This is a genomic window from Streptomyces sp. LN549 (assembly GCF_043203805.1).
Classification (GTDB): domain Bacteria; phylum Actinomycetota; class Actinomycetes; order Streptomycetales; family Streptomycetaceae; genus Streptomyces.
Map to the genome: position 1 here is coordinate 6,818,773 of NZ_JAZHRI010000002.1, position 24,999 is coordinate 6,843,771.

The 24,999-nt window shown below is 68.7% G+C and carries 22 protein-coding genes and 2 pseudogenes; 13 read left to right on the top strand and 11 right to left on the bottom strand.

Translation table 11 applies throughout. The features are described 5' to 3' along the window. Positions 1 to 16: 16 nt before the first annotated feature. The 3 genes from SH922_RS30600 (at position 17) to SH922_RS30610 (ending at position 1,969) form a co-directional block, all read left to right on the top strand. The gene (locus SH922_RS30600; protein WP_385280006.1) at positions 17 to 709 is read left to right on the top strand and encodes a response regulator; all 693 of its coding nucleotides are present in this window, start codon (positions 17 to 19) and stop codon (positions 707 to 709) included. 84 nt (positions 710 to 793) lie between these two features. Further along, a complete protein-coding gene (locus tag SH922_RS30605; RefSeq protein ID WP_326657379.1) occupies positions 794 to 1,210 on the top strand; it encodes an OB-fold nucleic acid binding domain-containing protein in 417 nt (138 codons plus the stop codon). 3 nt (positions 1,211 to 1,213) lie between these two features. Then, complete coding sequence (locus SH922_RS30610; protein WP_393061499.1) at positions 1,214 to 1,969, top strand: DUF3159 domain-containing protein; 756 nt, start codon at positions 1,214 to 1,216, stop codon at positions 1,967 to 1,969. An 80-nt stretch (positions 1,970 to 2,049) separates the two neighbouring features. On the opposite strand, the gene SH922_RS30615 is transcribed toward SH922_RS30610, so the two are convergent. Both SH922_RS30615 and SH922_RS30620 read right to left on the bottom strand, forming a co-directional pair. Next, entirely contained in the window at positions 2,050 to 2,727 is a 678-nt protein-coding gene (locus SH922_RS30615) for a TrkA family potassium uptake protein (protein WP_148021383.1), read from the bottom strand. Next, positions 2,727 to 3,395 carry a TrkA family potassium uptake protein gene (locus SH922_RS30620; protein WP_350995919.1) on the bottom strand — a complete coding sequence of 223 codons (669 nt, stop codon included), beginning with the start codon at positions 3,393 to 3,395 and terminating at the stop codon, positions 2,727 to 2,729. The genes SH922_RS30615 and SH922_RS30620 overlap by 1 nt, the downstream gene beginning before the upstream one ends. Positions 3,396 to 3,769: 374 nt before the next feature. Between SH922_RS30620 and SH922_RS30625 the strand changes: the two genes are divergently transcribed. The 4 genes from SH922_RS30625 (at position 3,770) to SH922_RS30640 (ending at position 8,422) form a co-directional block, all read left to right on the top strand. Continuing rightward, positions 3,770 to 5,818 (top strand): APC family permease, encoded by a 2,049-nt coding sequence (locus SH922_RS30625; protein ID WP_393061502.1) that lies wholly within the window; start codon positions 3,770 to 3,772, stop codon positions 5,816 to 5,818. A 139-nt stretch (positions 5,819 to 5,957) separates the two neighbouring features. Next, positions 5,958 to 7,421 carry a class I SAM-dependent RNA methyltransferase gene (locus SH922_RS30630; protein WP_393061504.1) on the top strand — a complete coding sequence of 488 codons (1,464 nt, stop codon included), beginning with the start codon at positions 5,958 to 5,960 and terminating at the stop codon, positions 7,419 to 7,421. 426 nt (positions 7,422 to 7,847) lie between these two features. Next, positions 7,848 to 8,042: a hypothetical protein gene (locus tag SH922_RS30635; RefSeq protein ID WP_393061506.1), complete on the top strand. Its 195-nt coding sequence runs from the start codon at positions 7,848 to 7,850 to the stop codon at positions 8,040 to 8,042. After that, positions 8,039 to 8,422 (top strand): type II toxin-antitoxin system death-on-curing family toxin, encoded by a 384-nt coding sequence (locus tag SH922_RS30640; RefSeq protein ID WP_393061508.1) that lies wholly within the window; start codon positions 8,039 to 8,041, stop codon positions 8,420 to 8,422. Before SH922_RS30635 ends, SH922_RS30640 begins: the two co-directional genes overlap by 4 nt. Positions 8,423 to 8,513: 91 nt before the next feature. Here the strand turns inward: SH922_RS30640 and SH922_RS30645 are convergent, their stop codons facing one another. The 5 genes and pseudogenes from SH922_RS30645 to SH922_RS30665 all read right to left on the bottom strand — a co-directional run bounded on the left by SH922_RS30645 (position 8,514) and on the right by SH922_RS30665 (position 15,470). Continuing rightward, a complete protein-coding gene (locus tag SH922_RS30645; protein WP_393061510.1) occupies positions 8,514 to 9,698 on the bottom strand; it encodes an MFS transporter in 1,185 nt (394 codons plus the stop codon). Positions 9,699 to 9,905: 207 nt separating this feature from the next. Beyond that, positions 9,906 to 12,533, bottom strand: a complete 2,628-nt coding sequence (locus tag SH922_RS30650) for a DUF6493 family protein (RefSeq protein WP_393061512.1) — start codon at positions 12,531 to 12,533, stop codon at positions 9,906 to 9,908. A gap of 179 nt (positions 12,534 to 12,712) precedes the next feature. Next, a pseudogene (locus SH922_RS30655) lies at positions 12,713 to 13,216 on the bottom strand (SWIM zinc finger family protein); the annotation flags it as partial. 130 nt (positions 13,217 to 13,346) lie between these two features. Beyond that, positions 13,347 to 14,345 carry a polysaccharide deacetylase family protein gene (locus tag SH922_RS30660; RefSeq protein ID WP_393061514.1) on the bottom strand — a complete coding sequence of 333 codons (999 nt, stop codon included), beginning with the start codon at positions 14,343 to 14,345 and terminating at the stop codon, positions 13,347 to 13,349. A 90-nt stretch (positions 14,346 to 14,435) separates the two neighbouring features. After that, a complete protein-coding gene (locus tag SH922_RS30665; RefSeq protein ID WP_393061516.1) occupies positions 14,436 to 15,470 on the bottom strand; it encodes a glycoside hydrolase family 11 protein in 1,035 nt (344 codons plus the stop codon). A gap of 808 nt (positions 15,471 to 16,278) precedes the next feature. On the opposite strand from SH922_RS30665, the gene SH922_RS30670 reads away from it, so the two are divergent. Then, positions 16,279 to 16,452: a hypothetical protein gene (locus tag SH922_RS30670; protein WP_393061518.1), complete on the top strand. Its 174-nt coding sequence runs from the start codon at positions 16,279 to 16,281 to the stop codon at positions 16,450 to 16,452. A 1,230-nt stretch (positions 16,453 to 17,682) separates the two neighbouring features. Next, a complete protein-coding gene (locus tag SH922_RS30675; RefSeq protein WP_393061520.1) occupies positions 17,683 to 18,018 on the top strand; it encodes a MerR family transcriptional regulator in 336 nt (111 codons plus the stop codon). A gap of 47 nt (positions 18,019 to 18,065) precedes the next feature. On the opposite strand, the pseudogene SH922_RS30680 reads toward SH922_RS30675, so the two are convergent. Together SH922_RS30680 and SH922_RS30685 are read right to left on the bottom strand one after the other, a co-directional pair. Further along, positions 18,066 to 18,277: pseudogene (locus SH922_RS30680) on the bottom strand (AraC family transcriptional regulator); the annotation flags it as partial. Positions 18,278 to 18,693: 416 nt separating this feature from the next. Further along, a complete protein-coding gene (locus SH922_RS30685; RefSeq protein ID WP_393061522.1) occupies positions 18,694 to 19,443 on the bottom strand; it encodes a transposase family protein in 750 nt (249 codons plus the stop codon). A 550-nt stretch (positions 19,444 to 19,993) separates the two neighbouring features. On the opposite strand from SH922_RS30685, the gene SH922_RS30690 reads away from it, so the two are divergent. From SH922_RS30690 to SH922_RS30705, 4 genes are all read left to right on the top strand, one after another. After that, a complete protein-coding gene (locus SH922_RS30690; RefSeq protein WP_393061524.1) occupies positions 19,994 to 20,197 on the top strand; it encodes a cold-shock protein in 204 nt (67 codons plus the stop codon). Between the two features lie 270 nt (positions 20,198 to 20,467). Next, complete coding sequence (locus tag SH922_RS30695) at positions 20,468 to 21,400, top strand: alpha/beta fold hydrolase (RefSeq protein ID WP_393061526.1); 933 nt, start codon at positions 20,468 to 20,470, stop codon at positions 21,398 to 21,400. After that, a complete protein-coding gene (locus SH922_RS30700) occupies positions 21,400 to 22,671 on the top strand; it encodes a PP2C family protein-serine/threonine phosphatase (protein ID WP_393061528.1) in 1,272 nt (423 codons plus the stop codon). Before SH922_RS30695 ends, SH922_RS30700 begins: the two co-directional genes overlap by 1 nt. Before the next feature lies 1 nt (position 22,672). Then, positions 22,673 to 23,026 (top strand): STAS domain-containing protein, encoded by a 354-nt coding sequence (locus SH922_RS30705; RefSeq protein ID WP_393061530.1) that lies wholly within the window; start codon positions 22,673 to 22,675, stop codon positions 23,024 to 23,026. 297 nt (positions 23,027 to 23,323) lie between these two features. On the opposite strand, the gene lepB is transcribed toward SH922_RS30705, so the two are convergent. Both lepB and SH922_RS30715 read right to left on the bottom strand, forming a co-directional pair. Continuing rightward, positions 23,324 to 23,962 carry a signal peptidase I gene (lepB, locus tag SH922_RS30710; protein ID WP_393061532.1) on the bottom strand — a complete coding sequence of 213 codons (639 nt, stop codon included), beginning with the start codon at positions 23,960 to 23,962 and terminating at the stop codon, positions 23,324 to 23,326. 168 nt (positions 23,963 to 24,130) lie between these two features. Further along, positions 24,131 to 24,655 (bottom strand): hypothetical protein, encoded by a 525-nt coding sequence (locus SH922_RS30715; RefSeq protein ID WP_393061534.1) that lies wholly within the window; start codon positions 24,653 to 24,655, stop codon positions 24,131 to 24,133. Positions 24,656 to 24,999 lie beyond the last annotated feature (344 nt).

Sequence of the window (24,999 nt, forward strand, 5' to 3'; positions counted from 1 at the left end):
GAGAGGCAGGACCGCGATGACCCGGGTGCTTGTGGTCGACGACGAGCCGCAGATCGTACGCGCCCTCGTGATCAACCTGAAGGCGCGCAAGTACGAGGTGGACGCGGCGCCCGACGGGGCCACCGCGCTCCAGCTGGCCGCCGCACGCCACCCCGACGTCGTCGTCCTGGACCTGGGGCTCCCCGACATGGACGGCGTCGAGGTGATCAGGGGCCTGCGAGGCTGGACCCGGGTGCCGATCCTGGTGCTCTCGGCCCGGCACACCTCGGACGAGAAGGTCGAGGCCCTGGACGCAGGCGCCGACGACTACGTCACCAAGCCGTTCGGCATGGACGAACTGCTGGCCCGGCTGCGCGCCTCGGTGCGCCGCGCCGAGCCCGTCGGCCAGGACGGCGGCGACGCGGTCGTGCTCGTGGAGACCGAGGGCTTCACCGTCGACCTGGCCGCCAAGAAGGTCCACCGCGAGGGACGCGACGTACGGCTCACCCCCACCGAGTGGCACCTGCTGGAGGTCCTGGTCCGCAACAGCGGTCGCCTCGTCAGCCAGAAACAGCTGCTCCAGGAGGTCTGGGGGCCCTCGTACGGCACCGAGACCAACTACCTGCGGGTCTACATGGCCCAGCTGAGGCGCAAGCTGGAGGCCGACCCCTCGCATCCCCGGCACTTCGTCACCGAACCGGGGATGGGCTACCGCTTCGAGCGCGCCTGAGGGCCGGCGGCAGGTCCCCGCGTCCCCCGTTCGAGTGAGACGGCGGCCACCTCCAGGACCCCGGGAGACCGGTACCCTTCGGGTATGAGTGCTGTTCCTCGATTCGAGAAGTCCCAGAAGGCCGAGCGGCCCTCCGGGCGCTTCCGGCGGATGCTCGACCGGCTTTCCAGCTCCCAGGAAGACCTGGAGTGCGAGGAGCTGGAGGAGGACTCGCAGGCATCGGGGTGCACCCGAATCTCCGAGTGCACCGACCGCCAGATCGTGAAGGTCACTGGTACCTTGCGGACGGTCACCCTGCGACCGCGCGCCGGAGTGCCCGCCCTCGAGGCGGAGCTCTTCGACGGCACCGCGCCGCTCGACGTGGTCTGGCTCGGCCGCCGCTCCATCGTGGGCATCGAGCCGGGCCGCAAGCTCATCGCCTCGGGCCGCATCGCCATGAGCCACGGGCGCCGGGTGCTGTTCAACCCCAAATACGAACTCCGACCGCTCGGCAAGGAGTAGCCGGTGACGTCTCTCGACAAGCCGACGTCCGATACGGACCGCACCACCGACCAGCAGGAGGCCGACGCGAAGGCGGTCACCGAGGCCGCGCTCTTCGAGGCCTTCGGCGGCATCCGGGGCATGGTGGAGACGGTCCTGCCCGGACTGCTCTTCGTCACGATCTTCACCATCGACAAGAACCTCACGAACTCGGCCATCGCGGCCGTCGCGGTGTCGCTGGTGCTCGTGGCCGTCCGGCTGATCCGCAAGGACACCGTCAAGCACGCCTTCAGCGGTGTCTTCGGTGTGGCCTTCGGTGTCGTCTTCGCGAAGATGACCGGCAACGCCAAGGACTTCTACCTCCCGGGCATGATCTACACGCTCGGACTGGCCCTCGCCTACCTGGTCACCACCGTCGCCGGCATTCCGCTGATCGGTCTCATCCTGGGCCCGGTGTTCAAGGAGAACCTCTCCTGGCGCACCCGGAACCCCGGCCGGAAGAAGGCCTACGCCAAGGCCAGCTACGCCTGGGGACTGATCCTGCTCGCCAAGTGCGCGATCCTCTTCCCGCTGTACTGGTGGGCCGACACCACCCAGTTCGGCTGGGTCCTGATCGCCCTGAAGATCCCGCCGTTCCTGCTGGCCGTCTACCTCACGTGGGTCTTCCTCGCCAAGGCGCCGCCGCCCATCGACGTCTTCGCCGAGATGGAGGCCGAGGAGCAGGCCGAGAAGGCCCGTAAGGCGGCCGCCGCCGAAGCGGCCCGCGGCCAGGAGTTCTGAGCACCCCAAGATCTGAGGCACGCGAGAGGGGCCCGTCACCGCCGACAGCGGTGACGGGCCCCTCTCGCGTTATGCCGCTCTCAGCTCTCCGGGTCGCCCTGGCGCACCGACAGCAGGTCCTCCAGCTGCTCCTCACGCGCCTGGGCAGCCACGAACAGCAACTCGTCCCCGGCCTCCAGGGTCTCCTCGGTGCTCGGCGTCAGTACGCGCTGCCCGCGGATGATCGTGACCAGGGAGGTGTCCTCCGGCCAGGCGACCTCCCCGACCTGGGTGCCGGCCAGCGCCGACTCCGGCGGCAGCGTCAGCTCGACCAGGTTCGCGTCGCCGTGGCTGAAGCGCAGCAGCCGGACCAGATCGCCGACACTCACCGCCTCCTCGACCAGGGCCGACATCAGACGCGGCGTGGAGACCGCCACGTCGACGCCCCAGGACTCGTTGAACAGCCACTCGTTCTTCGGGTTGTTCACCCGGGCGACGACGCGCGGCACGCCGTACTCGGTCTTCGCGAGGAGTGAGACGACCAGGTTCACCTTGTCGTCACCGGTCGCCGCGATCACGACGTTGCAGCGCTGCAGCGCGGCTTCGTCCAGCGAGGTGATCTCGCAGGCGTCCGCCAGCAGCCACTCGGCCATCGGGACCCGCTCCACCGAGATGGCGGTCGGCGCCTTGTCGACGAGCAGCACCTCGTGCCCGTTCTCCAGCAGCTCGGCCGCGATGGAACGGCCCACCGCACCGGCCCCGGCAATAGCGACACGCATCAGTGACCGCCCTCCTCGGGGCCCTCGGCGAAGGCCGCCTCGACCTTCGCGATCTCGTCCGTACGCATCATCACGTGGACGAGGTCGCCCTCCTGCAGCACCGTCTGCGACGACGGCAGTATGGCTTCGCCCAACCGGGTGAGGAAGGCCACGCGCACGCCCGTCTCCTCCTGCAGGGTGCTGATCTTGTGGCCGATCCAGGACGGCGTGGTGTGCACCTCGGCGAGCTGCACACCGCCGCTCGGATCCCGCCACAGCGGCTCGGCGCCCGAAGGCAGCAGCCTGCGCAGCATCTGGTCCGCGGTCCAGCGCACGGTGGCGACCGTGGGGATGCCGAGGCGCTGGTACACCTCGGCACGCCGGGGGTCGTAGATCCTGGCCGCGACGTTCTCGATGCCGAACATCTCGCGTGCCACGCGGGCCGCGATGATGTTCGAGTTGTCGCCGCTGCTCACCGCGGCGAACGCGCCGGCCTCTTCGATACCCGCCTCACGCAGGGTGTCCTGGTCGAAACCGACCCCCGTGACGCGACGGCCGCCGAAGCCGGATCCGAGGCGCCGGAACGCCGTGGGGTCCTGGTCGATGACGGCGACCGTGTGCCCCTGCTGCTCCAGGTTCTGCGCGAGAGCGGCCCCCACTCGCCCGCAGCCCATGATGACGATGTGCACCTTGCGCCTACCTCGCAGTCCTGATCGTCCGGCTGACCTGCGAAAACACCCTGCTCACACTCATTCCTCGGCTGGCCGGGCAAACAATGGGGCAACGGTTCGTCCCGTTGCCCAGGATGAGCTTAAGCGGCGCCGGGTGCGTTGCCTCATTCGAGTGTGCTCATCTCGGGGGCACTGTGGCAAAGGCGACGTCCCCCGAACTGTTCGACAGGTGCCCGAAGAGTGTTCGGAGAGCGTTCGACGGGCTTTCGGGCGGCCGCGGTGCAAGGATTCCGTTAAGGATTCCGTGGCTTTTCCCTCCGAGTGCAGGAGATTACGGGGCCACGGGGGTGGTGCGTGGGCTGCTCCCATACGGAACCCTTACGATCCTCAGCGTGTCCAAACTGACCGACGTGCCCAAACGGATCCTGATCGGGCGGGCCCTGCGCAGCGACAAACTGGGGGAGACGCTCCTCCCCAAGCGCATCGCCCTTCCCGTCTTCGCATCCGACCCGCTGTCCTCGGTGGCGTACGCACCCGGAGAAGTCCTCCTGGTGCTGTCCATCGCGGGCGTGTCGGCGTACCACTTCAGCCCGTGGATCGCGGTCGCCGTCGTGGTCCTGATGTTCACGGTCGTCGCCTCGTACCGCCAGAACGTGCACGCGTATCCGAGCGGCGGCGGCGACTACGAGGTCGCCACCACCAACCTCGGCCCGAAGGCCGGACTGACCGTGGCCAGCGCGCTGCTGGTCGACTACGTCCTGACCGTCGCCGTGTCGATCGCTTCCGGGGTGGAGAACCTCGGCTCCGCGGTCCCGTTCGTCGTCGAGCACAAGACGGCGTGCGCCGTCGCCGCCATCGTGCTGCTGACCCTGATGAACCTGCGGGGCGTCAAGGAGTCCGGCAAGCTCTTCGCGATCCCCACGTACCTCTTCGTGGCCGGCGTCTTCATCATGATCATCTGGGGTGCCTTCCGCGGACTGGTCCTCGGCGAGACCATGCACGCCCCGACCTCGGGCTACACGATCAAGCCGGAGCACGAGGGCCTCGCGGGCTTCGCGCTGGTCTTCCTGCTCCTGCGGGCGTTCTCCTCCGGCTGTGCGGCCCTCACCGGTGTCGAGGCCATCAGCAACGGGGTCCCCGCCTTCCGCAAGCCCAAGAGCAAGAACGCCGCCACCACCCTCGCGGCGATGGGCCTGCTCGCCGTCACCATGTTCTGCGGCATCATCGGGCTGGCCATGGCCACCGACGTGAAGATGGCCGAGAACCCGGCGAAGGACCTGATCAACAACGGGTCCCCGGTCGGTTCGAGCTTCGTCCAGGACCCGGTGATCTCCCAGGTCGCGGCCGCGGTCTTCGGCGACGGAACGTTCTTCTTCGTGATCCTCGCCGCGGCCACCGCGCTCGTCCTCTTCCTGGCCGCCAACACCGCGTACAACGGCTTCCCGCTCCTCGGCTCGATCCTGGCCCAGGACCGCTATCTGCCCCGCCAGCTGCACACCCGCGGTGACCGGCTCGCCTTCTCCAACGGCATCGTGCTCCTGGCCGGCGCCGCGATCCTGCTGGTCGTCATCTACGGGGCCGACTCGACCCGGCTGATCCAGCTCTACATCGTCGGCGTGTTCGTCTCCTTCACGCTCAGCCAGACCGGCATGGTCCGGCACTGGAACCGGCACCTGCGCGCCGAGAAGGACCCGGCCAAGCGCCGCCACATGATCCGCTCCCGCGCGATCAACACCTTCGGCGCCTTCTTCACCGGCCTGGTGCTCGTCGTCGTCCTCGCCACCAAGTTCACCCACGGCGCCTGGGTCGCGCTGCTCGGCATGGTGATCTTCTACGGCACGATGACCGCGATCCGTAAGCACTACGACCGGGTCGCCGCGGAGATCGCCGCCGACGAGACCCCGTCGGACGAGACCGTCCGGCCCTCCCGCGTCCACTCGATCGTCCTGGTCTCCAAGCTCCACCGCCCCACCCTTCGCGCGCTCGCCTACGCGAAGCTGATTCGTTCGGACCATCTGGAGGCGCTCTCCATCAGCGTCGACCCGGCCGAGACGAAGGCGCTGAAGGAGGACTGGGAGCGGCGCGGCATCAACGTCCCTCTCAAGATCCTCGACTCGCCGTACCGCGAGGTGACCCGCCCGGTCATCGAGTACGTCAAGGGACTGCGCCGGGAGAGCCCGCGCGACGTCGTGAGCGTCTACATCCCGGAGTACGTCGTCGGCCACTGGTACGAGCACCTGCTCCACAACCAGAGCGCCCTCAGGCTCAAGGGCCGGCTGCTCTTCACCCCGGGGGTGATGGTCACCTCCGTCCCGTACCAGCTGGAGTCCTCCGAGGCGGCCAAGAAGCGGGCACGCAAGCGCGCGGACTGGAGCGCCCCTGGTTCGGTGCGGCGCGGCCCCGTGGAGCGCAAGCCCAAGGAGCCGACGCACAAGGGCTGACGCGCGGTAGCTGTTCCTGCGGTATCCGTTCCTGGTAAGCGGCCGGACGACACCCACGTAGACTCGTAGGTTGTTGTCCGGCCGCTTTTCCTTTGCGCTCGTTCCCCTGTTTCCCTTTGATCTCTGGAGCCACCCCCTCATGCAGAACGAATCCACTTCGCCGCAGACCGGGGAATCGCAGGCCGAGGAGACGAGGACCGGGGAGACCCAGGCCGAGGAGACTCAGGCCGAGGAGACTCAGGCCGAGGAGACTCAGGCCGAGGCGACCCAGGCCGGGGAATCGCAGGCCGGGGAATCGCTCGTGGGGCAGGAGTACGAGGTCGAGGTCGGCCCGGTCGCCCACGGCGGCCACTGCATCGCCCGCACTTCCGAGGGCCAGGTCCTGTTCGTACGCCACACGCTGCCGGGCGAGAAGGTCGTCGCCAAGGTCACCGACGGCGCCACCGACTCCCGCTTCCTGCGCGCCGACGCGGTACGGATCATCGAGGCGTCCAAGGACCGCGTGAAGGCCCCGTGCCCGTTCGCGGGCCCCGGCAAGTGCGGAGGCTGCGACTGGCAGCACGCCAAGCCGGGCGCCCAGCGCCGGCTCAAGGGCGAAGTGATCGCCGAGCAGCTCCAGCGCCTCGCGAGCCTCACCCCCGAGGAGGCGGGCTGGGACGGCACCGTCGTGCCGGCCGAGGGTGACAAGCTCCCGCCGGGCGAGGTGCCCGCCTGGCGCACCCGCGTCCAGTACGCCATCGACGAGGACGGCCGCGTCGGTCTGCGCAAGCACCGCTCGCACGACATCGAGATCATCGACCAGTGCATGATCGCCGCGCCGGGCGTCACCGAGCTGGGCATCGAGAAGCAGGACTGGCCCCAGATGGCCACGGTGGAGGCCATCGCCGCCACCGGCTCCAACGACCGCCAGGTCATCCTGACCCCGCGCGAGGGCGGACGCCTCCCGCTGGTCGAGCTCGACAAGCCGGTCTCGGTCCTGCGCGTCGACGAACGCGACGGCGGAGTGCACCGCGTCCACGGCCGCGGCTTCGTCCGCGAGCGCGCCGACGACCGCACCTACCGGGTGGGCTCCGGCGGCTTCTGGCAGGTCCACCCGCAGGCCGCGGACACCCTCGTCCGCGCTGTCATGCAGGGCCTGCTGCCCCGCAAGAACGACACGGCGCTCGACCTCTACTGCGGTGTCGGCCTGTTCGCCGGCGCCATCGGCCAGCGCATCGGCGAGAAGGGCGCGGTGCTCGGCATCGAGTCCGGCAAGCGCGCCGTCGAGGACGCCCGGCACAACCTCAAGGACCTGGAGCGGGTCCGCATCGAGCACGGCAAGGTCGACCAGATCCTGCCCCGCACGGGCATCACCGAGTGCGACCTGATCGTCCTGGACCCGCCGCGGGCGGGAGCGGGCAAGCAGGTCGTCAAGCGCCTCTCGGCCCTCGGCGCCCGCCGCATCGCGTACGTGGCGTGCGACCCGGCGGCGCTGGCGCGGGACCTGGCGTACTTCAGGGAGGGCGGCTACAAGGTGCGGACGCTGCGGGCGTTCGACCTGTTTCCGATGACTCATCATGTCGAGTGCGTGGCGATCCTGGAGCCCATCGCAAAGGGTGCCTGACCTGCGGCTTCGTGGTCCGGATGGATTGCTCGACCTGTTTCCCCGTGTAGCGGGTCGAGCGGACGGATCGATCCTCGCAAGCTTCCTGACCTGCGAATGGATGAGGGAGACGCTTGCATCGGCGATGCCTTCAGGGTGTCGTTCGGAGGTTCTTGACGCTCGGATGACGCTCGAAGCGGAAGCCTCAACCTCCAGGACCTCTTCGGCTGTGGCCGTGCGCACCAGACCATCGGCACGGAGGGAAGGGCTCCGGTACGGGTGTCCCGCTGCACCTTTCCAGCGGCGGCGCGAGCTGCCATCCCGGCCCCGGGCCCGTTGGAGCCGAGAGCGCGGCCCGTCCAAGCCACAGAACGTGGCGCCGTAGTCCGAGGTCTTGAGTGGCTGGTACCACCTCGCACCCAGATACCAGTCAGGCATCATCGCTGTATGGCGATGACACTCCGACTCCCCAATGACCTTGATGCGAAGCTCACCGAGCGTGCTCGTCGGGAGCACCGCAGCAAGCAGGAGCTTGCCATTGAGGCCATTCGCGACGCCCAGGATCGGGCCGAGCTGAAGGTCGATGACGTCCTGGCCGAGCTCATGGACAGCGATGCGGAGATCCTGGACTACCTGAAGTGACCGAAGTGCGCTACATCCAGATCGACGAGATCCTGGCCATCGCTCGCACGGTCAACGGTACCGAGCACAGCGTGCGTGACATGGGACTTTTGGTGTCAGCGATCGAGCGGCCCCGGACCAACGTGTTCGGGGCCGAGCTGTATCCCACGCTGCACGAGAAGGCGGCGGCGCTGCTGCACTCCGTTGCCCGCAATCACGCGCTCATCGAGCGCAACAAGCGCACCGCCTGGCTCGCCATGCGCGTCTTCCTGCGGTTCAACGGCGTCAGTGCCAGCACCGTCCCGCCGTCCGTCTCCATTGCCGGCCCGTTCGTCGAGGAAGTCGCGCAGGACGACGTCGATGTACCGGTCAGGAGTGCGTCGCGATCTTGGGGCCGGTGAAGAAGGACGACTACCTGCGGGTTCAGTTGCTGTGCGCAAGGTTCGGCGGAGGTGCGGGCAACGCCCTGCCTTCCCCGGTTCGGTGGAGCGATCAAGGCTTCCCGCTCGAGTATCTGCCGAATGCCCGCATGGCGAGGGCGCCCGCCAGCGGCCCGGGTGCCAGGAGGAGGAAGGCGTGACGCCAGCCGACGGCCTCGGCCAGCAGAGGGGTGAGCTGGATGGTGATGACCGTCAGGGCGAAGCCGATTGCGGTCTGGGCGGTGAGGGCCGTTCCGATGTAGCGGTGGTCGGCGACCTCGCTCAGTGATGTCGAGAACACGCCCGAGTCCGCGATCACGGCCGCACCCCACAGCGTGCAGAAGGCGAACAGAAGCAGCGAGGAGGAGTGGAAGAAGAAGGGGGAGACCAGGCAGCACAGGCCACTGAGAAGAAGAGCTGCCATGGCGGCGGGTGGGCGGCCGAAGCGGTCCGCGCCCCAGCCGCCGAGCAGGCAGCCGGCGGCTCCGCCGAGCCCCATGGTGAGGAACACGGTGATCTCCACCGAACCCGGAAGGCTCTTTGCGGCAGGCGTCGCCAGCAGGAAGGACGGGATCCACGTCCACAGCGCGTAGAGCTCCCACATGTGCCCGAAGTAGCCGAGGTTGGCCAGCCGCGGCCCGCGCTCGGTGAACATGGTCAGCGCATACCTGGGATTACGGGCAGGAGCGGACGTCGCCGCGTAGGGGCCTGGCCGGACAAAGAGCAGAGCGATGACGGAACCCGCGAACCCTGCCGCTGCGGCGGCGAGCAGCACGTCGCGCCAGCGCAGTGATCCCACCCCGGCGATCAGATGAGGAAGCGCGGAGCCAAGGGTGAGGGCGGCGATGAGGACGCCCATGGTCCTGCCCCGTCCGGCAGTGCCGGACCAGGAGACCATCAGCTTCATTCCGGTGGGGTAGACCCCGGCCAGGAACATTCCCGTCATGAAACGCAGCGGGATGGCGACGGCCAACCGGTCGGCGGCGAGGGCCAGCACCACGGTGCAGACGGCGGCTGCCGCAGCACTGGCGGCGAGCAGACGCTGCGGCGGGATGCGGTCGGCCAGATTCAGGGCAGCCGAGGCCACGGCCCCGACGACGAAACCGATCTGTACCGAGGCCGTCAGCCATACCGCGCCCCCGGCAGTGAGTCCCCAGTCGGTCCGGAGGCTGGGAACCACCGCCGACATGGAGAACCACACGGCGAGGCCGAGCACTTGCACCGCAGCGATCGCACCGCGTTGCACAACGATGTTCACGAATACCTCTCTTGGGCCGAGCTCTCGTTCCCCCGGCCGCGCACGCGGTGGCCGAAGGCCGACCCTAATGGCCCCGGCCGCGTGCGAACCCGAGCGCAGCCGGCCGCCCGGCAACGCGATGCCCCCTCCAGGCACCTGTGGCGTCGCGTACTGGACGAAGCCTGCGCTGCGCCGCGAGGGCACCTTCCGCGATGGGGGCGTTCAGCTTCAGGCAGTCGAATTCTTCTCATTTCGGCGGAGGGTGTCGCGCAGCCGCGCTGCTTGGGTCACCAGGCGGGACTTTCCGCCGCGGCTCGCTGTCGCAGCGAGCCCGGCCGGTTCCGCCGAATCGGCTCCGCACTGCTCCACGCACTCGGCAGCCGTCGCCAGGAGATCTCCGGCGCCGCGCGGATCGACCGTGCCCGTGAGGGGTGCCGGCAGCACGGCTGCCAGCACAGCCCAGGTCGTCGCATAGGCGCCCGTCGCCGCAGCGGTGCGCAGCGAGTCGGCGAGCCGGCTGGGCTTGACCGTGCCCAGGCCGATCAGCTCGGCCAGGTCGCCGCCGAGGCGAAGGGCGTTCAGATCGCCCCGAGCGGCCAGGGTGAGAAGCGCGTCCACGGCCCGCAGCCGGTCCTCGGGGTACCGGGCACCGAGTCCGGTGGCGACGGCGAGGTGCAGGGCCGGGCCGGCAGGTCCACCGGCCGCGGCCAGCAGAGGGAGCGTGGTGGCCCCCTCGCGCGCTTCGTGGACGGCGCCGGCCGTGACGAGCGGCAGCCACCAGGCGGCCAGGGTTTCGCGGTCCTCGGGCAGGACCGCGATCAGTGAAGTGTCCTCGCCGCCGTCCCAGCAGCGGTCCGCTGCCTGGCGGGCGCCCGCCAATTCGCGAAACGCGTCCGGGAAACCGTGCAGTACAGCCGTGCGTTCGCCGGTGTCCATCACGAGCCGCGCGGGGGTCTCACCACCGTAGGCGTACCGCTCGGCTCCAGCCGTACGCCGGGTGACGGGCGCCGGCTGCCCGGCGGCGCCGAGCCAGGAGGCCAACCGGTCACCTGCGGGCGTACCGAGGGCCGCAGCCAGGGGCAGGACGGCGGCGTCGCGCTGGACCCGGAGCAGAGCCTGGGCGAAGTCCGCCGGGGCCGGGTCCTCGCCCAGGCGGTCGTACTCGATCAGCCGCGCGATCAGCACGCGGGGGTCCAGGGCGCCGGATTCCATGGTGGGCGTGGCGAGCAGGAACGGCAGCGGCCGGGAAGTGATGCGCAGCGCGGCCTCTTTCACGCGCGCGTGGGTGACGGCGCGCAGTGCGGTGTGGGAGCAGTCGGAGCGCCACGAGACAAGGGCCGGCGGCGGTTCGGCGATCGGCGGCATGTCCAGCACGGCAGCGGCGACGTGTTCCAGGCCGGGCAGCTCATGGGTGTAGTGATGGGATTGCGCAGGATCGAGCCACCAGCGGCCTGCGAGAGCGGGCCGCAGCGCCTCGGCGAGGGCCGCACGGTCCCGGTGGGCGTGCCGGACCAGTCCGTCCAGGGCGCGTTCGAACTCCTCGACGGTGGAGGTGCGGGCGTAGACGATTGCCGCGACGAGCTCGACGGCCTCTGCGACCGTCTCCGGAGCCGGGGCGAGCGGGACCGGGACCGGGGGCGGCGGCAGGATCTCCCGGTAGGGGCAGGTCTCCTCGTCGGGAGCGGCGTCCGGCCCGAAGAGCTCCACCGCTCGGGCCCGGTGGGTCGGGCTCAACAGCCGCGCACGGCGGGCGAGTTCGGCGCGCAGCGCGGGATCGTCGGGGAGGTGCGCGGCAGCCAGCTTCAGCGCCCGCTCCTGGATGGCGGTGTCCGCGTGTCCGAAGGCCTCGGCGAGCTCCGGCAGTATGTCGGGGGCGGCGGAAGGGCGGCGGGCGAGTTCCTTGCCGATCAGTACGAGTTGCGCGCGGACCAGTTTCTTCTCGGGGCGGAAGAGGACGGCGCCTGACATCTCGGCGAGCATGCGGGGGGTCAGGAGGCCCGCTGTCGCGAGCCGGGCGAGGGTTTGCTGGGCGCTCCCGGCCACGGCGGAGGGGGCGTCGGCGGCCAGCGTGATCCAGTCGGCGGCCCGCTCCCGCTCTTCCTCGCCGGTCGGGCGAAGAGCCTCCAGGATCGCCTGATACGGACGCAGTTGAGCGGCCTTGCCGCCCCGCAACAGTCTGGCGACGGACCCGTCCAACAGCGCGGCGCGCTGCACGTGTCCCTCGGCGGCCAGGGTGGCCAGCGCGGTCGGCCAGTGGTGGGCGTGCCCCGGCTCCAGGTTCCGGGCGAAGGAACGGACCGGTTCGGCGGTCGCGAAGAGGCGCGGGACGAGCGTGGCGACGTGCGGGTCCTTGCGTAGGGCGACCACGAGCGGGGAACGGGCTGACACCATGGCCGCCGACCAGCCCTCGACGCAGCCGTCGGTGGTGGGCATCGGGCAGCCTGCGAGCCGCACCAGTTCGCTGATCAGCGGGTAGTCCGCCTCGGCGGTGGCGGACCGGGCGGCCAGCCGGTGGGCGAGGTCGCCCAGCCACTTCGGGTCCCGGCCGGCCAGTACGTCGAGCAGCGTCGCGGCCGGCGGCAGCGGCATCCAGCGGCGCAGATCGGCGGCTCCGATCCAGGCGGCCGCCGCTGCGGCGCCGGAGTTGCAGCCGGCTCCGGCAATCACCAGGGCCGGGTTCATCAGGTTCCGGTCCTGCCAGCGCTCCGAGCGGGAGGAACGCAGAGTGCGGCGCATCTCCTTCAGGCCGGTGAGCAGGACCCGGCGCTGCGCGGGGTCCAGTGGTTTGAGGAGTCCCGGCAGTTCGGCGGTGCGGCCCGCCCGTACGGCTTCGAGGACGTCGTCGATGGCGTTCAACGTGTGGCTCCGGAGTTGGTGGTGGTCGCGCTGGTGGAGGTGCCGGCTGCTCTCAAGGTCATCCGGGTGGCGAGCGCGTGCTTGCAGGGGCCGCGGCGGCCCCGGTAGTCCGCCCGTCACTGGCAGGTGCAGCTCAATGCGCTGCCGGACTCGCGCACCTGGTAGCGGCGTTCACCGGAGACCTTCTTCTCGACGACCGGCCCGTCGAGGGTGGTCACCGCCATCTCGTCGGGGCCGATCCTCAGGTGCGGTGGATCGTCTCCGCTCAGCCGGGACAAGGCCTCGCGCAGCGGGTTGTTGACATCGACGTTGGTGGTGCCGTGGCCGGTGTCGGCGCCGCGCAGCCCGTCGGGGAGCACATCAAGCCGGGCGTACACGCCGCAGCACCCGGAGAAGGACTCGAAACGGAGCCGGTCGCCGTTGCCCGTCACCACCGGACCGGGCGATGCGCGCAGGGTGCGCCGGTGGTAACGGCCGCGGCCGCGGCCACGTCCGCGACGGCGAGAAGTGCTCGCGCGGCCACCTGAGGTGCGCTCAGGAACCCGGCGAAGAGCTGCGGGTGGGCATCGGCCCCGGCCGGGGTGAGTCCTCCCGCCGTCTCCGGACCGAGAGCCTGCCCCGTCCCGGCGACCGGTCAGCGAGGAGGCGCGCGCATAGGCGAAGGTGTGTGCACTTCTTGTCATGTCTGAGACGCTAGACGGAGCCACTGACAACGTTGACCGACGGGAGCCACTGCCCACAGACATGGCGAGCGGCCGCCTGAACCGGTGACGTTCAGCCGTGGAAGGCACTCGGTCATGGTGTGGCAGGTGGTCAGCCTGTGCTGCACGACACCGTCGGCCAGGTCCAGGATCCGTTGGTCTGAATCGTCACCCCCCAGGTGTTTCCGCTGCCGTTGGGCTTCGCGGTCAGGACCTGGGCGCTGGGGTAGGTGGTGCTGACGTTCCAGGTGGAGAGGATCTTCTCGGGGGCTGGGACGTTCATGGTGACGGTCCAGTTGCTGGAGCCGGTGACGGAGACGTTGAGGTTGTAGCGGTCGCTCCACTGCTGCCCGGCGGAGAGCGTCGCGGTGCAGCCGTCGGTGCCCCCGCCTCCACCGGTCCCGCCTCCGCCGGCGCTGCCGTCGGGCGCGACGGCCCGTCCGGTCTGCGGAGAGATCATGCCTGAGCAGAGGCCGCGGGATGCGAGCGACTGAGCGATACGCGGGATCGCGGCGAGGGTGTTGGCCGGCCACTCGTGCATCAGGATGACCTGACCGTTGGTGAGTCGTCCCACGGCCTGCACGATCGCGTCGCTACTGGCACCGTTCCAGTCCTGCGAGTCGACGTCCCAGATCACCTCCGTCAGTCCGTACTTGGCCTCGACGGCCTTGAGGGTGGAGTTGGTCTCGCCGTACGGCGGCCGGAACAGCTTCGGCGTGCCTCCGCCCGCGTTGGCGATGGCCTGCTGGGTCCGGGAGACCTCCGAGTCGATCTCGGCCTGGCTCTTCTGGATGAGATGCGGGTGCGTGTAGCTGTGGTTGCCGACCCACATGCCGGCATTGATCTCGGCCTGCACCTGGCTCGGGGAGGAGGCGGCGTACTGGCCCTCGTTGAACATGGTGGCCCGCAGGCCGTTCTGCTTGAGAGCGTTGAGCAGGCCGGGGGTGTGGTCGTTGGACGGGCCGTCGTCGAAGGTGAGGCCCACGTAGCCGTTGCAGGTGACGGCCTGTGCGGGAGCGGCGGCCGTGGCGGTCAGGCTCAGGGAGGCCGTCGCGACGAGAGCGAGTCCGGTGGCCAGGGCGGCCGGGCGACGGCGGGGAAGGAGATGCATGGGGGTTCTCCTGGTGGCGGAGGTCCGGCCACGCCGAGGAGCGTGGCCGGACGCGTTGTGAAGGTGAGGGTCACTGCGGACCCGGTGGGATCAACCGGCGCTGCAGGTGACCGTGGGCCAGGTCCAGGAGCCGTTGGTCTGGATGGTCGCTCCCCAGTTGTTGCCGCTGCCGTTGGACTTGGCCACGAGGGTCTGGCTGTCCGGGTAGCTGGTGCTCACGTTCCAGGTGGACAGCACCTTCTCGGGCGAGGGGACCTTCATGGTGACGGTCCAGTTGCTGGAGCCGGAGACGGAGACGTTCAGGTTGTAGCGATCGCTCCACTTGTCTCCTGCGGAGAGCGTCGCGGTGCAGCCGCCGGAGCCGCCGCCGGAGCCGCCGCCGGTACCGCCGCCCGTTCCGCCTCCGCCCGTGCCGCCGCCGGAGCTGCCTTCACTGACGGTGATGTTGGAGCTGCCGCTGCTCTGGTAGCCCTCGGTCGCCATGATCATGTAGTTGAAGGAACCCATGCTCATGCCGTGGCTTGACCAGGCGTCGAAGTGGTTGCCCGTGGTGATGGTGCCCCCCGTCCGCTTCGACTGGCGGACGCTCCAGTACTGCTTGAAGGTCTTGGTGCCCTCGATCGAGGGCTGGTTGACCCGGGTCGTCTCATAGATGTCGTAGGTGCCTCCGTCGCTGGTGACCGTGCCTTTGAAGGTGCCGGTGGGGCGATACGTGCCGAAGTTCTCGACGACGTAGTACTCGACCAGCGGGTTGGTGGTCCAGCCGTAGAGCGCGAGGTAGGCGTTGCCCGACGGGTTGAAACTGCCGGAGTAGTTAACGGACTTGCGTCCGCCGGTGCTCCACCCCTTGCCGCCGACGAAGTTGCCGACGTTGCTCCACTGGTAGCCGTAGTTGCCGCCCGAGCCCAGCGTCATCGACACCGAGCCGCCGCCATCGCTCCAGTGCGAGTAGTAGTAACCATTGTTGGTGCCGGTCTGGTTCGAGTTGATGACGGTGTCGGCGCTGGCGGCGTTGGGCAGCAGCAGCACGGCGACCGCGGCCAGGGCGATCGCCCAGGAGCTTCTCAGCAGGGTCATGAAGCGGCCGGGTCTGCGTCTGCGAGGTGATGGCACGGGTGCGCTCATGTCGGTGTCCTCCAAGGGCTGTGACGTACGAGTGATGCCGGCCGGGTCCCTGCCGTCTCCCCTCAACACAGGGGCCCTGCCGCATGGTTGGGGCTCACGCGGCAGTCGGCGGTGGTTGTCCGGCCCGATCACGGAGTCTTGGTCTGTCCCCGACAACTGTCAATAGTTTCGGCAAGTATTGCGAAACCTTCGGTTCTGCTGAAAGGACATCCTTGATGTTGTCTCCACAGGTCAAGGCGCAGGTCGAGCACATAGAAACTGATGTCGGTCGATCGCGACGGGATGAGTGATCCATTCTGAATCATGGATTGCTCCGAAACTTTCGGGATTGCTCGAATCTCGTGCCGCCCCCAGCGACGCCCGCCGATCCGGCGAATAACTCGCGCGTTGGTGCCATCGCCGGCCCAAGGCCGTGGCGGCGCCGCCGGCCGTTGTCTGCGGGCAGGCATGGCGCAGGCGGGCGAGGGATGCAGCGGTAACTGTCCGCCCGGGGTGGAGTGGACGCTCGCAGGTGCGCGCGGGCATGTGCACGACGGTCCGGTCCTGGCGCCCGCGGACGAGGGGCCGTGTCCGCCCTGCCTAGGCCGGCAGTCATTCCCACCCGCCGGCAGTCACGAGCTTCCTCAGTGGGAACGTAGCTCGAGGGCCACCAAACACTTCTGCCGGGAACACAATGAAGTGTGTGGGCGTCGCTGCGGCGAGTTGCCGGAGAGCACGGCCGTCGGAGGAGGCGTGACATCGCGATGCCCGATGTTTCCGCTTCGGGCCAGGGCCGGGCGGATGAGCGAGTGCCTACGAAGGGACCGATATGAGTGTCGGGGAGAAGGCAAAGGCCAAGACCGAGCAGGTTGTTGGGAAAGCCGTCAGGAAGGTGGCCCACGCGGTGGGCAACGAGACCGCCGCAGCCAAGGGAACCGCACTGGAGGCCCGGGGTAAGGCCCGGGGCATCAAGGAGAGGTCGAAGGACAGCTTCAGGCGCTGAACACGCCACGTCGTGGCCGGAGCGGTGTGAGCTTCGAGCGGGTTCGTGCGCCAGGCGGTCCGCAGCGGGGCTTGGCGCTGCAACGGCTTGCGCCCAGCGCACGTCGCTCCGGCCCGCTCCGGCCCGCGCGTGCGGCGGCGTCCTCTGCCCGTTTCGCCGCCCGGCCAAGGGCCGGCCCGAGCGGGGTGCCGAAGGAGCCCTCGAGTCATCGCCAGACCTGAAGGGACCCCACTGTCTCCCTCCATACGGACAGGACGTCGGGAGAGGCGCCGGCGGTGCGCCGTCAGGTCCAGGGTGCAGGTAAGGCCGCCGTGGCGCAGGGCGTCGGTGACGAGCGCCGGGACGATCGGCATCACAGTGTCGGCAGCTGCGCTGCGATCGCGAGCCGTGCAAGACGCTCTTCGTGTCACCAGGGGTTACGGGGCAGCCCTTGGACCGCCGCGTGCCCCGTCAACGGCGGAGGTCGACTATCTCTCTGCCTAGTGCATGGAAATCTGTGACGGCGAGAGTAGACATTGGGTGGTGTGATGGTTATGGTTTCTCTCGTAGCCGAGATCGAGCAAGGCCCGGCAGACATGAACTGCCAGGCAGCAGTACACGCAGTTGCAGTGCGCAGGACGGTGCGGTGGTGGAGTTCTGAAGCCAGGGTTGTTGCAGGACGGCGACGGGACTGACGACCGGACCGGGCGGCCCGCAGGATCAGGGGCTGCCGTGAGCAGGACCGCGATTCACGCGGGAGCAGTCCAGTAAGTGCAGTCGCAGTTCCAGCAGTGCGGTTTGTCAGTGGTTCCTCGGTAAAGGCGTCGGCTGCGGGCGCGCGTGCCGGGAGGTTCGGCAGTGGGGTTCCAAGCCAGAGCAGATGCAGGACGGGCGACGGGGCTGGCTGCCGAAGAGTGGCTGTGTTCGAGGCCGCCAGCGGTTCGCAGTACCAGCAGTACGCAGGTCCCGATCAAGCAAGTAGTTCATCCAGAGGGAAAGAACGGAGGAGCCCAGCGCCATCAGGATCGCCCGGGCGGAATCACTGGGCCCGGGTACCGCAGGACATCGATAGTGAGGTGGTCTCCGGTCAAGCAACCGCGATCCCCGCGTCCCCGACAGCGTTCACGTCGGGTCTGCGGAAACAGAGGGCCGGCGCAGTATCAGGGCCGGCAGATGGTGTAGAAGTTCCTTCGGGGCCCTGGTGCCAGTACGGCACCAGGGCCCCTCCACGCGTTCCGCAGAGAGGTGCAAATGACAGTAAATGATTCGTTCGGTCGTCTCGATGACGACGACTACCCCGCCTACACGATGGGCCGGGCCGCCGAGATGCTCGGCACCACCCAGGGATTCCTCCGTGCCATCGGAGAGGCCCGCCTGATCACCCCGCTGCGCTCCGCGGGCGGCCACCGCCGCTACTCCCGCTACCAGCTGCGTATCGCCGCCCGCGCCCGGGAACTCGTCGACCAGGGCACTCCCATCGAGGCCGCCTGCCGCATCGTCATCCTCGAAGACCAGCTCGAAGAAGCACAGCGCATCAACGCCGAATACCGCCGGGCCGCCGGACCGTCGGTTCCGCCCGTGTCCTGAGACAGTGAGCCTTTTCAACGTGGGCACGATCGAGTGACGCCGGGGTCACGACGGCTCATGTACGCCCGCGCCGCCAGCCTCTCCACGTCGAACTGCTCGTGGAGGTGCTCCAGCGCCCAGGCGACGACCTCGGTGAGCGGGTCGGCGCCGATCTCCTCCGGTAAAGACCTGTCGAGGTAGCGCCCTCCTGGCCGCCCGAGCGGCGCGGCGGGACCACCAGTCGGCGGGCCAGGGCCCCTGCCGCCTCGTTGCCGCGGTCGCACGATGTGGAGAGAATCGTCTCAGGCACCCGGCATGTCAGCCAAGTTGACAACGCCCACTGAACCGCTCCGGATCGATGGAGGCCCGGGTGAGGCTTTCGCACTGACAGCGGTGGGTACATCCGCAAGTATGGACGCTGGCGCATGGATATCGCTGATAGCTACGGGGATCGTCCTGCTCATCGGGGCGGGGCTCATCTGCTACGAGCATTGGGGATCCGGCGCGAACCAGAGCCGGGAGTATGACCTCGGTCCGGACAACACCAGCGGCGGAGGCGGAGGCGGCTGACGCCCACGGTTCGGCCAAACCGCCTCAGCCCGAACCTGCCGCCGATCAGGACCGCGCTGCAGCAGAGCATCGAACAACGGCCTGGATCTCGTCGGACTCCCCTCGCGATAGATCGATGCCTTGGGTTCAGCGTTGCCGCTCCAGGGTGAGGACGGCTGCAGCGATTGACGACATTCGATTCGGGCTGCACCGGGCCTTGCGGAAGATCCGCCACGACTTCAGCCGTGCGACACCACGCTCGACCGGAGCCCGTGCCGCGGACAGTACGCGGTTGACGGTCTGTTGGGTGGGCGTGGGGCCACGGCCCGGTGGGCGTCCGAGGGGCGTCGTCACCCACGGTCCGGCTCCCATGTAGGCGCGGTCGGCCAGGACTGGAACGCCCTGACGCTCGCAGATCCGGATGATCCGGTGAGTGCGGGCCGCGGTCAGGTCGTGTGTGCGGCCGGGCAGTGCAGGCGAGATCCACAGCAGCCGCCCAACCGGGTCGGTCACCACCTGCACGTTCACCCCGTGCCGGTGGTGCTTGTGGGAGTAGTCGGCCCGGCTGTCGCCGACCCGGTCGCACTCCGCCAGAGTGCCATCGAGCAGAACGTGATCAGGGTCGGCCTCGCGCAGAGTGCGCAGCAGGCCGGGCGCGTGGTCGACCAGCATGTCGACAACGGCTGCCACGTAGGCGTGCGCGGTGCCGACGGAGATGCCGAACCCGGCAGCGAGCTGGGCGAGAGTGTCGTGCCGCCGCAGGTACACCAGGCCGACCAGGGCACGCTGGTGCGGCGGGAGCTTGCAGCGGCGGTCACCCTCACGGGTGACGATGAGCATGGTGACCCACTCGACCAGGGCATGAGGCAGGTCGAGTGCGGCTGAATACGGAACCAACGCGGCTCCTGTGCTTGTGGGTTGAGACTTCGAACACCTCCCCCAACGGCACGGGAGCCTCGTGCGTTGCGCACACCGCCAGCATCACCCGATCAGTGGCGACTCCGAAACAGCTCAGTGCGCCCGGGTTCCGGCGGCCCCCGCGCACACATGTGTGTCGGTGTGACTTGGCGGACGTTCTGTCCTCTGCGCCGGCTGTCATGGTGCGGAAGTCCCCCCATGTCTTGGGCGTGCGTGTTTCGCTTCCCGAAACGTTGCGCTCCGGGTGGATTAATAGTTGCGGCCGCGAGGTGAGGGTTTAACGTGCCGTGCCGGGAGCGTTTTTACCGCAACGATCAGAATGTAATTGCGTAACTTACACCGGACGCTATGGCATGCTACTGTCCATCTCAGTTGCAGTCATGGTTCCCAAACTTCAAGCGCCTCCAACGGTACTCCAGCCGTTGGGAGCGTTTTTGTATTTCCGGTCATTCCGGGAGGGGCGTCATCGCGGCGACCCGGTATCCGTGTACTGCGGGTCCCGGCTTACTGCCTCCGAAGGAGATATGACATGACGTCCGGCACCGTGAAGTGGTTCAACGCGGCAAAGGGTTTCGGCTTCATCGAGCAGGATGGTGGCGGTGCCGACGTGTTCGCCCACTTCTCGAACATCGCCGCCGAGGGCTTCCGTGAATTGCTCGAAGGACAGAAGGTCACCTTCGACATCGTGCCGAGCCAGAAGGGGCCTACGGCCGAGAACATCGTTCCTGTCTGACGCCACCGCTGCGCATGCCCCTCGTTGTGGACTCGCGCGTGGAATGCCATCGCCCACGGGTGTCATCTCGGGGGTGCCGGACCCCGAAGCTGGGCCTGCTGAAGTCCCCGATTTTGCGTCCGCAGGGCGCCGGCCTTTTCCGTCACCTGCATTCGCAGCGGATTACTGCATGTCAGACATTCTTTCGCATCCCATTCGGCTCGTTATTCTCCCCACGCGGCCTTGCGCGGCGGGAATTCTTTGATACGCGCACTGTGAAGGAAGGTTTGAATGAACCCTGAACCTACGGACGACCACTCTTCCCGCAGCCGGACCAACGGCCCCGCGTCCGGCTCCGGCGCCGGTCTGGGCCGGGGCAGCCGCGGCTCGTCGGCCCCGAGTGACGGGAAGCTGGTGGGCGGGGATATCCGTCGCAGGAACAACATCACCGTCACCGGCCGTGTCGACGGGCCGGTGCTCCTGCTGGCGCACGGGTTCGGCTGTGATCAGAACATGTGGCGCCTGGTGGTTCCCCTGCTTGCGGGGGACTTCCGGTTGGTGCTCTTCGACTACGTGGGCTCCGGCCGCTCGGACCCTTCGGCCTGGAGTGAGCAGCGCTACAGCTCACTGGAGGGCTACGCCTCGGACGTGCTGGATGTCTGCGAGGAGCTGGACCTGCGGGATGTGATCTTCGTGGGACATTCGGTCAGTGCCATGGTCGGGGTTCTCGCAGCGGCCAAGGCGCCCCAGCGGTTCTCCCGCCTGGTGATGGTGGCTCCGTCGCCCCGCTACATCGATGAGGACGGGTACCGGGGCGGGTTCAGCGCGGACGACATCGGTGAGCTGCTGGAGTCGTTGGAGTCGAACTACCTGGGCTGGTCGGCGGCGATGGCTCCCGTGATCATGGGTAACGCGGACCGGCCTGAACTCGGCCAGGAGCTGACTACCTCGTTCTGCGCGACCGACCCGGACATGGCTCGGGTCTTCGCCCGCACGACGTTCCTGTCCGACAGCCGCGAAGACCTCAAGACGGTCGCGGTGCCGACGCTGGTGCTGGAATGCAAGCAGGACGTGATCGCCCCCCGCGAGGTCGGTGCCTACGTCAACGATGCGATCCCGGGCAGTCGCCTGGTCACGCTCGAGGCGACGGGGCACTGCCCGCAACTGAGCGCACCGCGGGCCACCGCGGTGGCGATCACGGACTTCATAGGAGTGGCCCGCTGATGCGGCGCAGCGATCAGTGTCCGGAAAGGGAGCAAGGCAGCGAAGCGACGAACGCGGCTTTCACTTCCCTGCTGGAGGACAGCGCGGAGGAGCTGTACGAGCAGGCTCCCTGCGGCTATCTGTCAACGCTGATGGACGGCACCATCGCGAAGATCAACACCACACTTCTGGAGTGGCTTGGTCTTTCGCGGCGGCAGGTGGTGGGCCGGATGAGGTTCGCCGATCTGCTCACCGTGGGCGGCAAGCTCTACCACGAGACGCACTTCGCCCCGCTGTTGCAAATGAGCGGCGAGGTCAGCGGCATTGCCCTGGACATCAAAGCCACTGACGGTCAGCGAATGCCGGTGCTCGTCACCTCGAAGGTGAAGACCGGCGACGACGGCGGACCGATGCTCGTGCGCACCACGATCTTCGATGCCCGCGACCGCCGCGCCTACGAGACCGAGCTGCTGCGCGGACGTCAGGCGGCTGAAGAAGCGCGCCGGCAGGCCGAGGCCGACCGGGAAAGACTCCAGGAAGCCCTCGCCGTGCTGCAGCAGAGCCTGCTGCCCGCCGAACTGCCCACGGTTCCGGGCCTGGAAGCCGGCTCCTACTATCACACCGCCTCTCCGGAACTCCTCGGCGGAGACTTCTACGACCTGTTTCCCCTCGACGCGGACCGATGGGCGTTCTTCCTCGGCGACGTGTGCGGCAAAGGCCCTCAGGCTGCAGCGGTCACCTCACTGACCCGCTACACGCTTCGGGCGGCGGCCCTGCACGATCCGGACCCCGTCACGGTTCTGACCACCCTGAACACCGTGCTGCACGAGCGGTACACCAGCGGCGACACCCGCTACTGCACCGCGATATTCGGCGTCCTGCACCCGGGCAGCGACCACGTCAGTGTGCACTTGGCCTCCGGCGGCCACCCCTCCGCACTGATCCAACGCGCCGACGGCACCGCGCATTACCTGCCCACCCCCGGTGGCATGCTGATCGGCGTCCTGCCCCAGGCACAGTTCACACCTGCCCGGACCCGGCTGTTGCCCGGCGACACCCTGCTGCTCTACACCGACGGCCTGACCGAAGCCCGCACCGGGCCCAAGCGCGAGCTCTACGGCGACGAGGCCCTGCGCACCTTCACGGCCGAACAGTCCGCCACCGGGCCCCAGGCCCTCATCACCGCTCTGACCGGGCTCCTCGCCGGCTTCGGCGACGGACTCGACGACGACACCGCGCTGCTCGCCCTCGGCGTGCCCGCCCCGCTTCCCCACCCACGAGTAAAGACCTGAGATGAGCCAGCTGACGATCGCCGTCCACCACGCAGGCACCGGTCCCGTACTGGAGATCACCGGTGACCTCGACCATGCGACGGCACCCGAACTCCGTCAGGCCGTGGACCGCCTCACCCTGGCCAGTGGCCAACTGCTGGTCGTGGATCTGACCGGCCTGCAATTCGTCGACTCCAGCGGCATCACCGCTTTGCTGGTGGCACGCAACCTGGCTACGGAACAGGGCGGCGACATGGCCCTGGCCGCTGTCCCAGCCAACACCGCCCGGATCCTGCGTATCGTCGGCCTGGACCGGGTCTTCACTCTTTATCCTGACACCTCGACCGCCACGGACCCCGGCTCCGCAGTCCGCTGATCACCAGGACCGCGCCGCCAATGACTGGATCGCGGCCGCGAAAATGGAGTACCCCGTACTGTCGTTCTCGAGGCAGTCCGTGGGACGCCACTGCGCGAGGACACTTCCGGACACACGGCTCCGGAGGTCCGATCCGCCTGTCGACTGATCCGGGCGCACGACCCGCCACCACCGCAGCCGGGAAGTAGCCACCGCCCGGTGCTGCCGTGCACCTGTCGCTTCCGTCTGCCCCCGGCGTGCGGGGTTGCCGTAGAGCCGGCCGAGCCGAAGTCGAACAGCGTGCCCTCGTAGACACGGTCACCGGGGAAGCCGGGACCGGGTCCGCCGGCCGACCAGTACACAGATGCCGCCGCCGACGGCGCAGAGTACGCCGAGCACCACGGTCAGCCCGAGCACCATGGGTACGGTACCGCTCGCGAGTGCGCGGCCCTGGACCGCGGCGATGGGTACGGTGCCCGAGCTTTCGCTCAGGAAGTACCGGGAGTCGTTGGAGTTCCCCCGGTTGTCACCCAGGAGGAACATGCGGCCGGGTGGCACCGTCACATCGAGGTCGGGGGTGCTCGGCCCGAAATCCGCCCGCTTCACATACGGCTCACTGAGCGTTCGGCCGTTGACGCTCAGGGAACCGTCCGCGAAGACGACACGATCGCCACCGAGCCCGATGACGCGCTGCAGTACGGCCAGGCCGGTGTACCTGGTCGGCATCTGGTAGAGCACGACATCGCCCCGCCGGACCGCTGCGCCGTCGATCTTCCTTATGGGCACCCGGTCACCTTCGTCGTAGGTGGGTTCCATCGCCCGACGGGCGGTTGCCGTGGTGTACGACGTCTGCACGGCCACGAGCGCCCCCGCCGTCGCGACGAGCCCGAGGACCATCAGGATCACTCCCGCGATCAGCACCCCTCTGCCGGCAGGTCCGCGTCGCTTCTTCTGCATCGTCTCTCCGTCGCCTTCCGAGCACATCGATGGGTCAGGCCCCTGAGCGGGGCGGCGAATTCCAGGGGCCGCCGGCGTCAGCCGATGGTCATGGTCATCACGGTGCCGCCGTGCCGGAGAGGGCGGGGAGTACGAGCGCGGTCGCAGCGAGGGCGCCGCGGGTGAGGTTCACGGGGTCTCGCCGTTCTCGGAAGTGGAGTCGGAGGCGTTCCGCGCGGGGGGCAGCGGGGCGCTGCAGGTCGCCCGTCCGTACGGGCCGGTCGCCGTGGAACCCTGGACGTGCCTGCCGCGGACGGCTACGGCACAGCCGGCGTCGCCGCCCTTGTCGTCGAGCGCGATGCGCACGGTGGGCTCGGTGCCGAGCGCGACCTCGACGTTCTTGCGCCAGGGCAGTTCGGAGCCGGACACGGTGAGGGTCTTGGGCTGCTTGCCCTGCGCGATGAAGTCGATCGTCACCGTGCCCGAACCGCGGACCTCGTAGGTGACGGCGGCGGTCGGCACCGGTTTCGCCTCCGGCTCGTCGGAGGTGGTGAGGACGCCGTAGGCGACCACGCCCGCTGCCAGCAGAAGGGCGACCGCCGAGCCGATGAGGATGCGGCGGCCGGTGGTGCCGGAGCGCTCGGGGCGCTTCTCGGCCGGTTCCGCTCCGGAAGCGGCATCGGCGGTACCGGAGCTCAGGGTGTCGGTGTTCATGGGGCTGGGACGTCTCCGATACGAGAGGCGACCAGGGCAGCAATGGCCCGACCGGTCGAAGGGGGAACAACGCATTCGCGAGGCCGGACCACCGATCGGAGTTCCGGGCATCTGGCCATGCGAGGTCCCTTCAGGAATGAATGTCAGTCAAATCCGGCTGGTTATACCCCACATCGCGCATCGCATGAAACCCTGCGGACAATTCGCCCAAAAAATGTGTCACTGCCATGTGGTGAACTGTGTGACTTCGAGTGACGTGCGGTGAAGAGTCCCAATCTTCCGCTCTGTTGACGCCCCGTCATCGGCGTGTATAGAACGCGCTTGATTCCTTGAGAGCGCTCCGG

Bases quoted from the DNA above. Each gene is read 5' to 3' on its own strand.
- SH922_RS30615 (WP_148021383.1), bottom strand. From the start codon at position 2,727: ATGCGTGTCGCTATTGCCGGGGCCGGTGCGGTGGGCCGTTCCATCGCG.
- lepB (WP_393061532.1), bottom strand. From the start codon at position 23,962: ATGCAGAAGAAGCGACGCGGACCTGCCGGCAGAGGGGTGCTGATCGCG.
- SH922_RS30675 (WP_393061520.1), top strand. From the start codon at position 17,683: ATGACAGTAAATGATTCGTTCGGTCGTCTCGATGACGACGACTACCCC.
- SH922_RS30660 (WP_393061514.1), bottom strand. From the start codon at position 14,345: ATGCATCTCCTTCCCCGCCGTCGCCCGGCCGCCCTGGCCACCGGACTC.
- SH922_RS30665 (WP_393061516.1), bottom strand. From the start codon at position 15,470: ATGAGCGCACCCGTGCCATCACCTCGCAGACGCAGACCCGGCCGCTTC.
- SH922_RS30605 (WP_326657379.1), top strand. From the start codon at position 794: ATGAGTGCTGTTCCTCGATTCGAGAAGTCCCAGAAGGCCGAGCGGCCC.
- SH922_RS30635 (WP_393061506.1), top strand. From the start codon at position 7,848: ATGGCGATGACACTCCGACTCCCCAATGACCTTGATGCGAAGCTCACC.
- SH922_RS30600 (WP_385280006.1), top strand. From the start codon at position 17: ATGACCCGGGTGCTTGTGGTCGACGACGAGCCGCAGATCGTACGCGCC.
- SH922_RS30670 (WP_393061518.1), top strand. From the start codon at position 16,279: ATGAGTGTCGGGGAGAAGGCAAAGGCCAAGACCGAGCAGGTTGTTGGG.
- SH922_RS30690 (WP_393061524.1), top strand. From the start codon at position 19,994: ATGACGTCCGGCACCGTGAAGTGGTTCAACGCGGCAAAGGGTTTCGGC.
- SH922_RS30630 (WP_393061504.1), top strand. From the start codon at position 5,958: ATGCAGAACGAATCCACTTCGCCGCAGACCGGGGAATCGCAGGCCGAG.
- SH922_RS30705 (WP_393061530.1), top strand. From the start codon at position 22,673: ATGAGCCAGCTGACGATCGCCGTCCACCACGCAGGCACCGGTCCCGTA.
- SH922_RS30715 (WP_393061534.1), bottom strand. From the start codon at position 24,655: ATGAACACCGACACCCTGAGCTCCGGTACCGCCGATGCCGCTTCCGGA.
- SH922_RS30700 (WP_393061528.1), top strand. From the start codon at position 21,400: ATGCGGCGCAGCGATCAGTGTCCGGAAAGGGAGCAAGGCAGCGAAGCG.
- SH922_RS30695 (WP_393061526.1), top strand. From the start codon at position 20,468: ATGAACCCTGAACCTACGGACGACCACTCTTCCCGCAGCCGGACCAAC.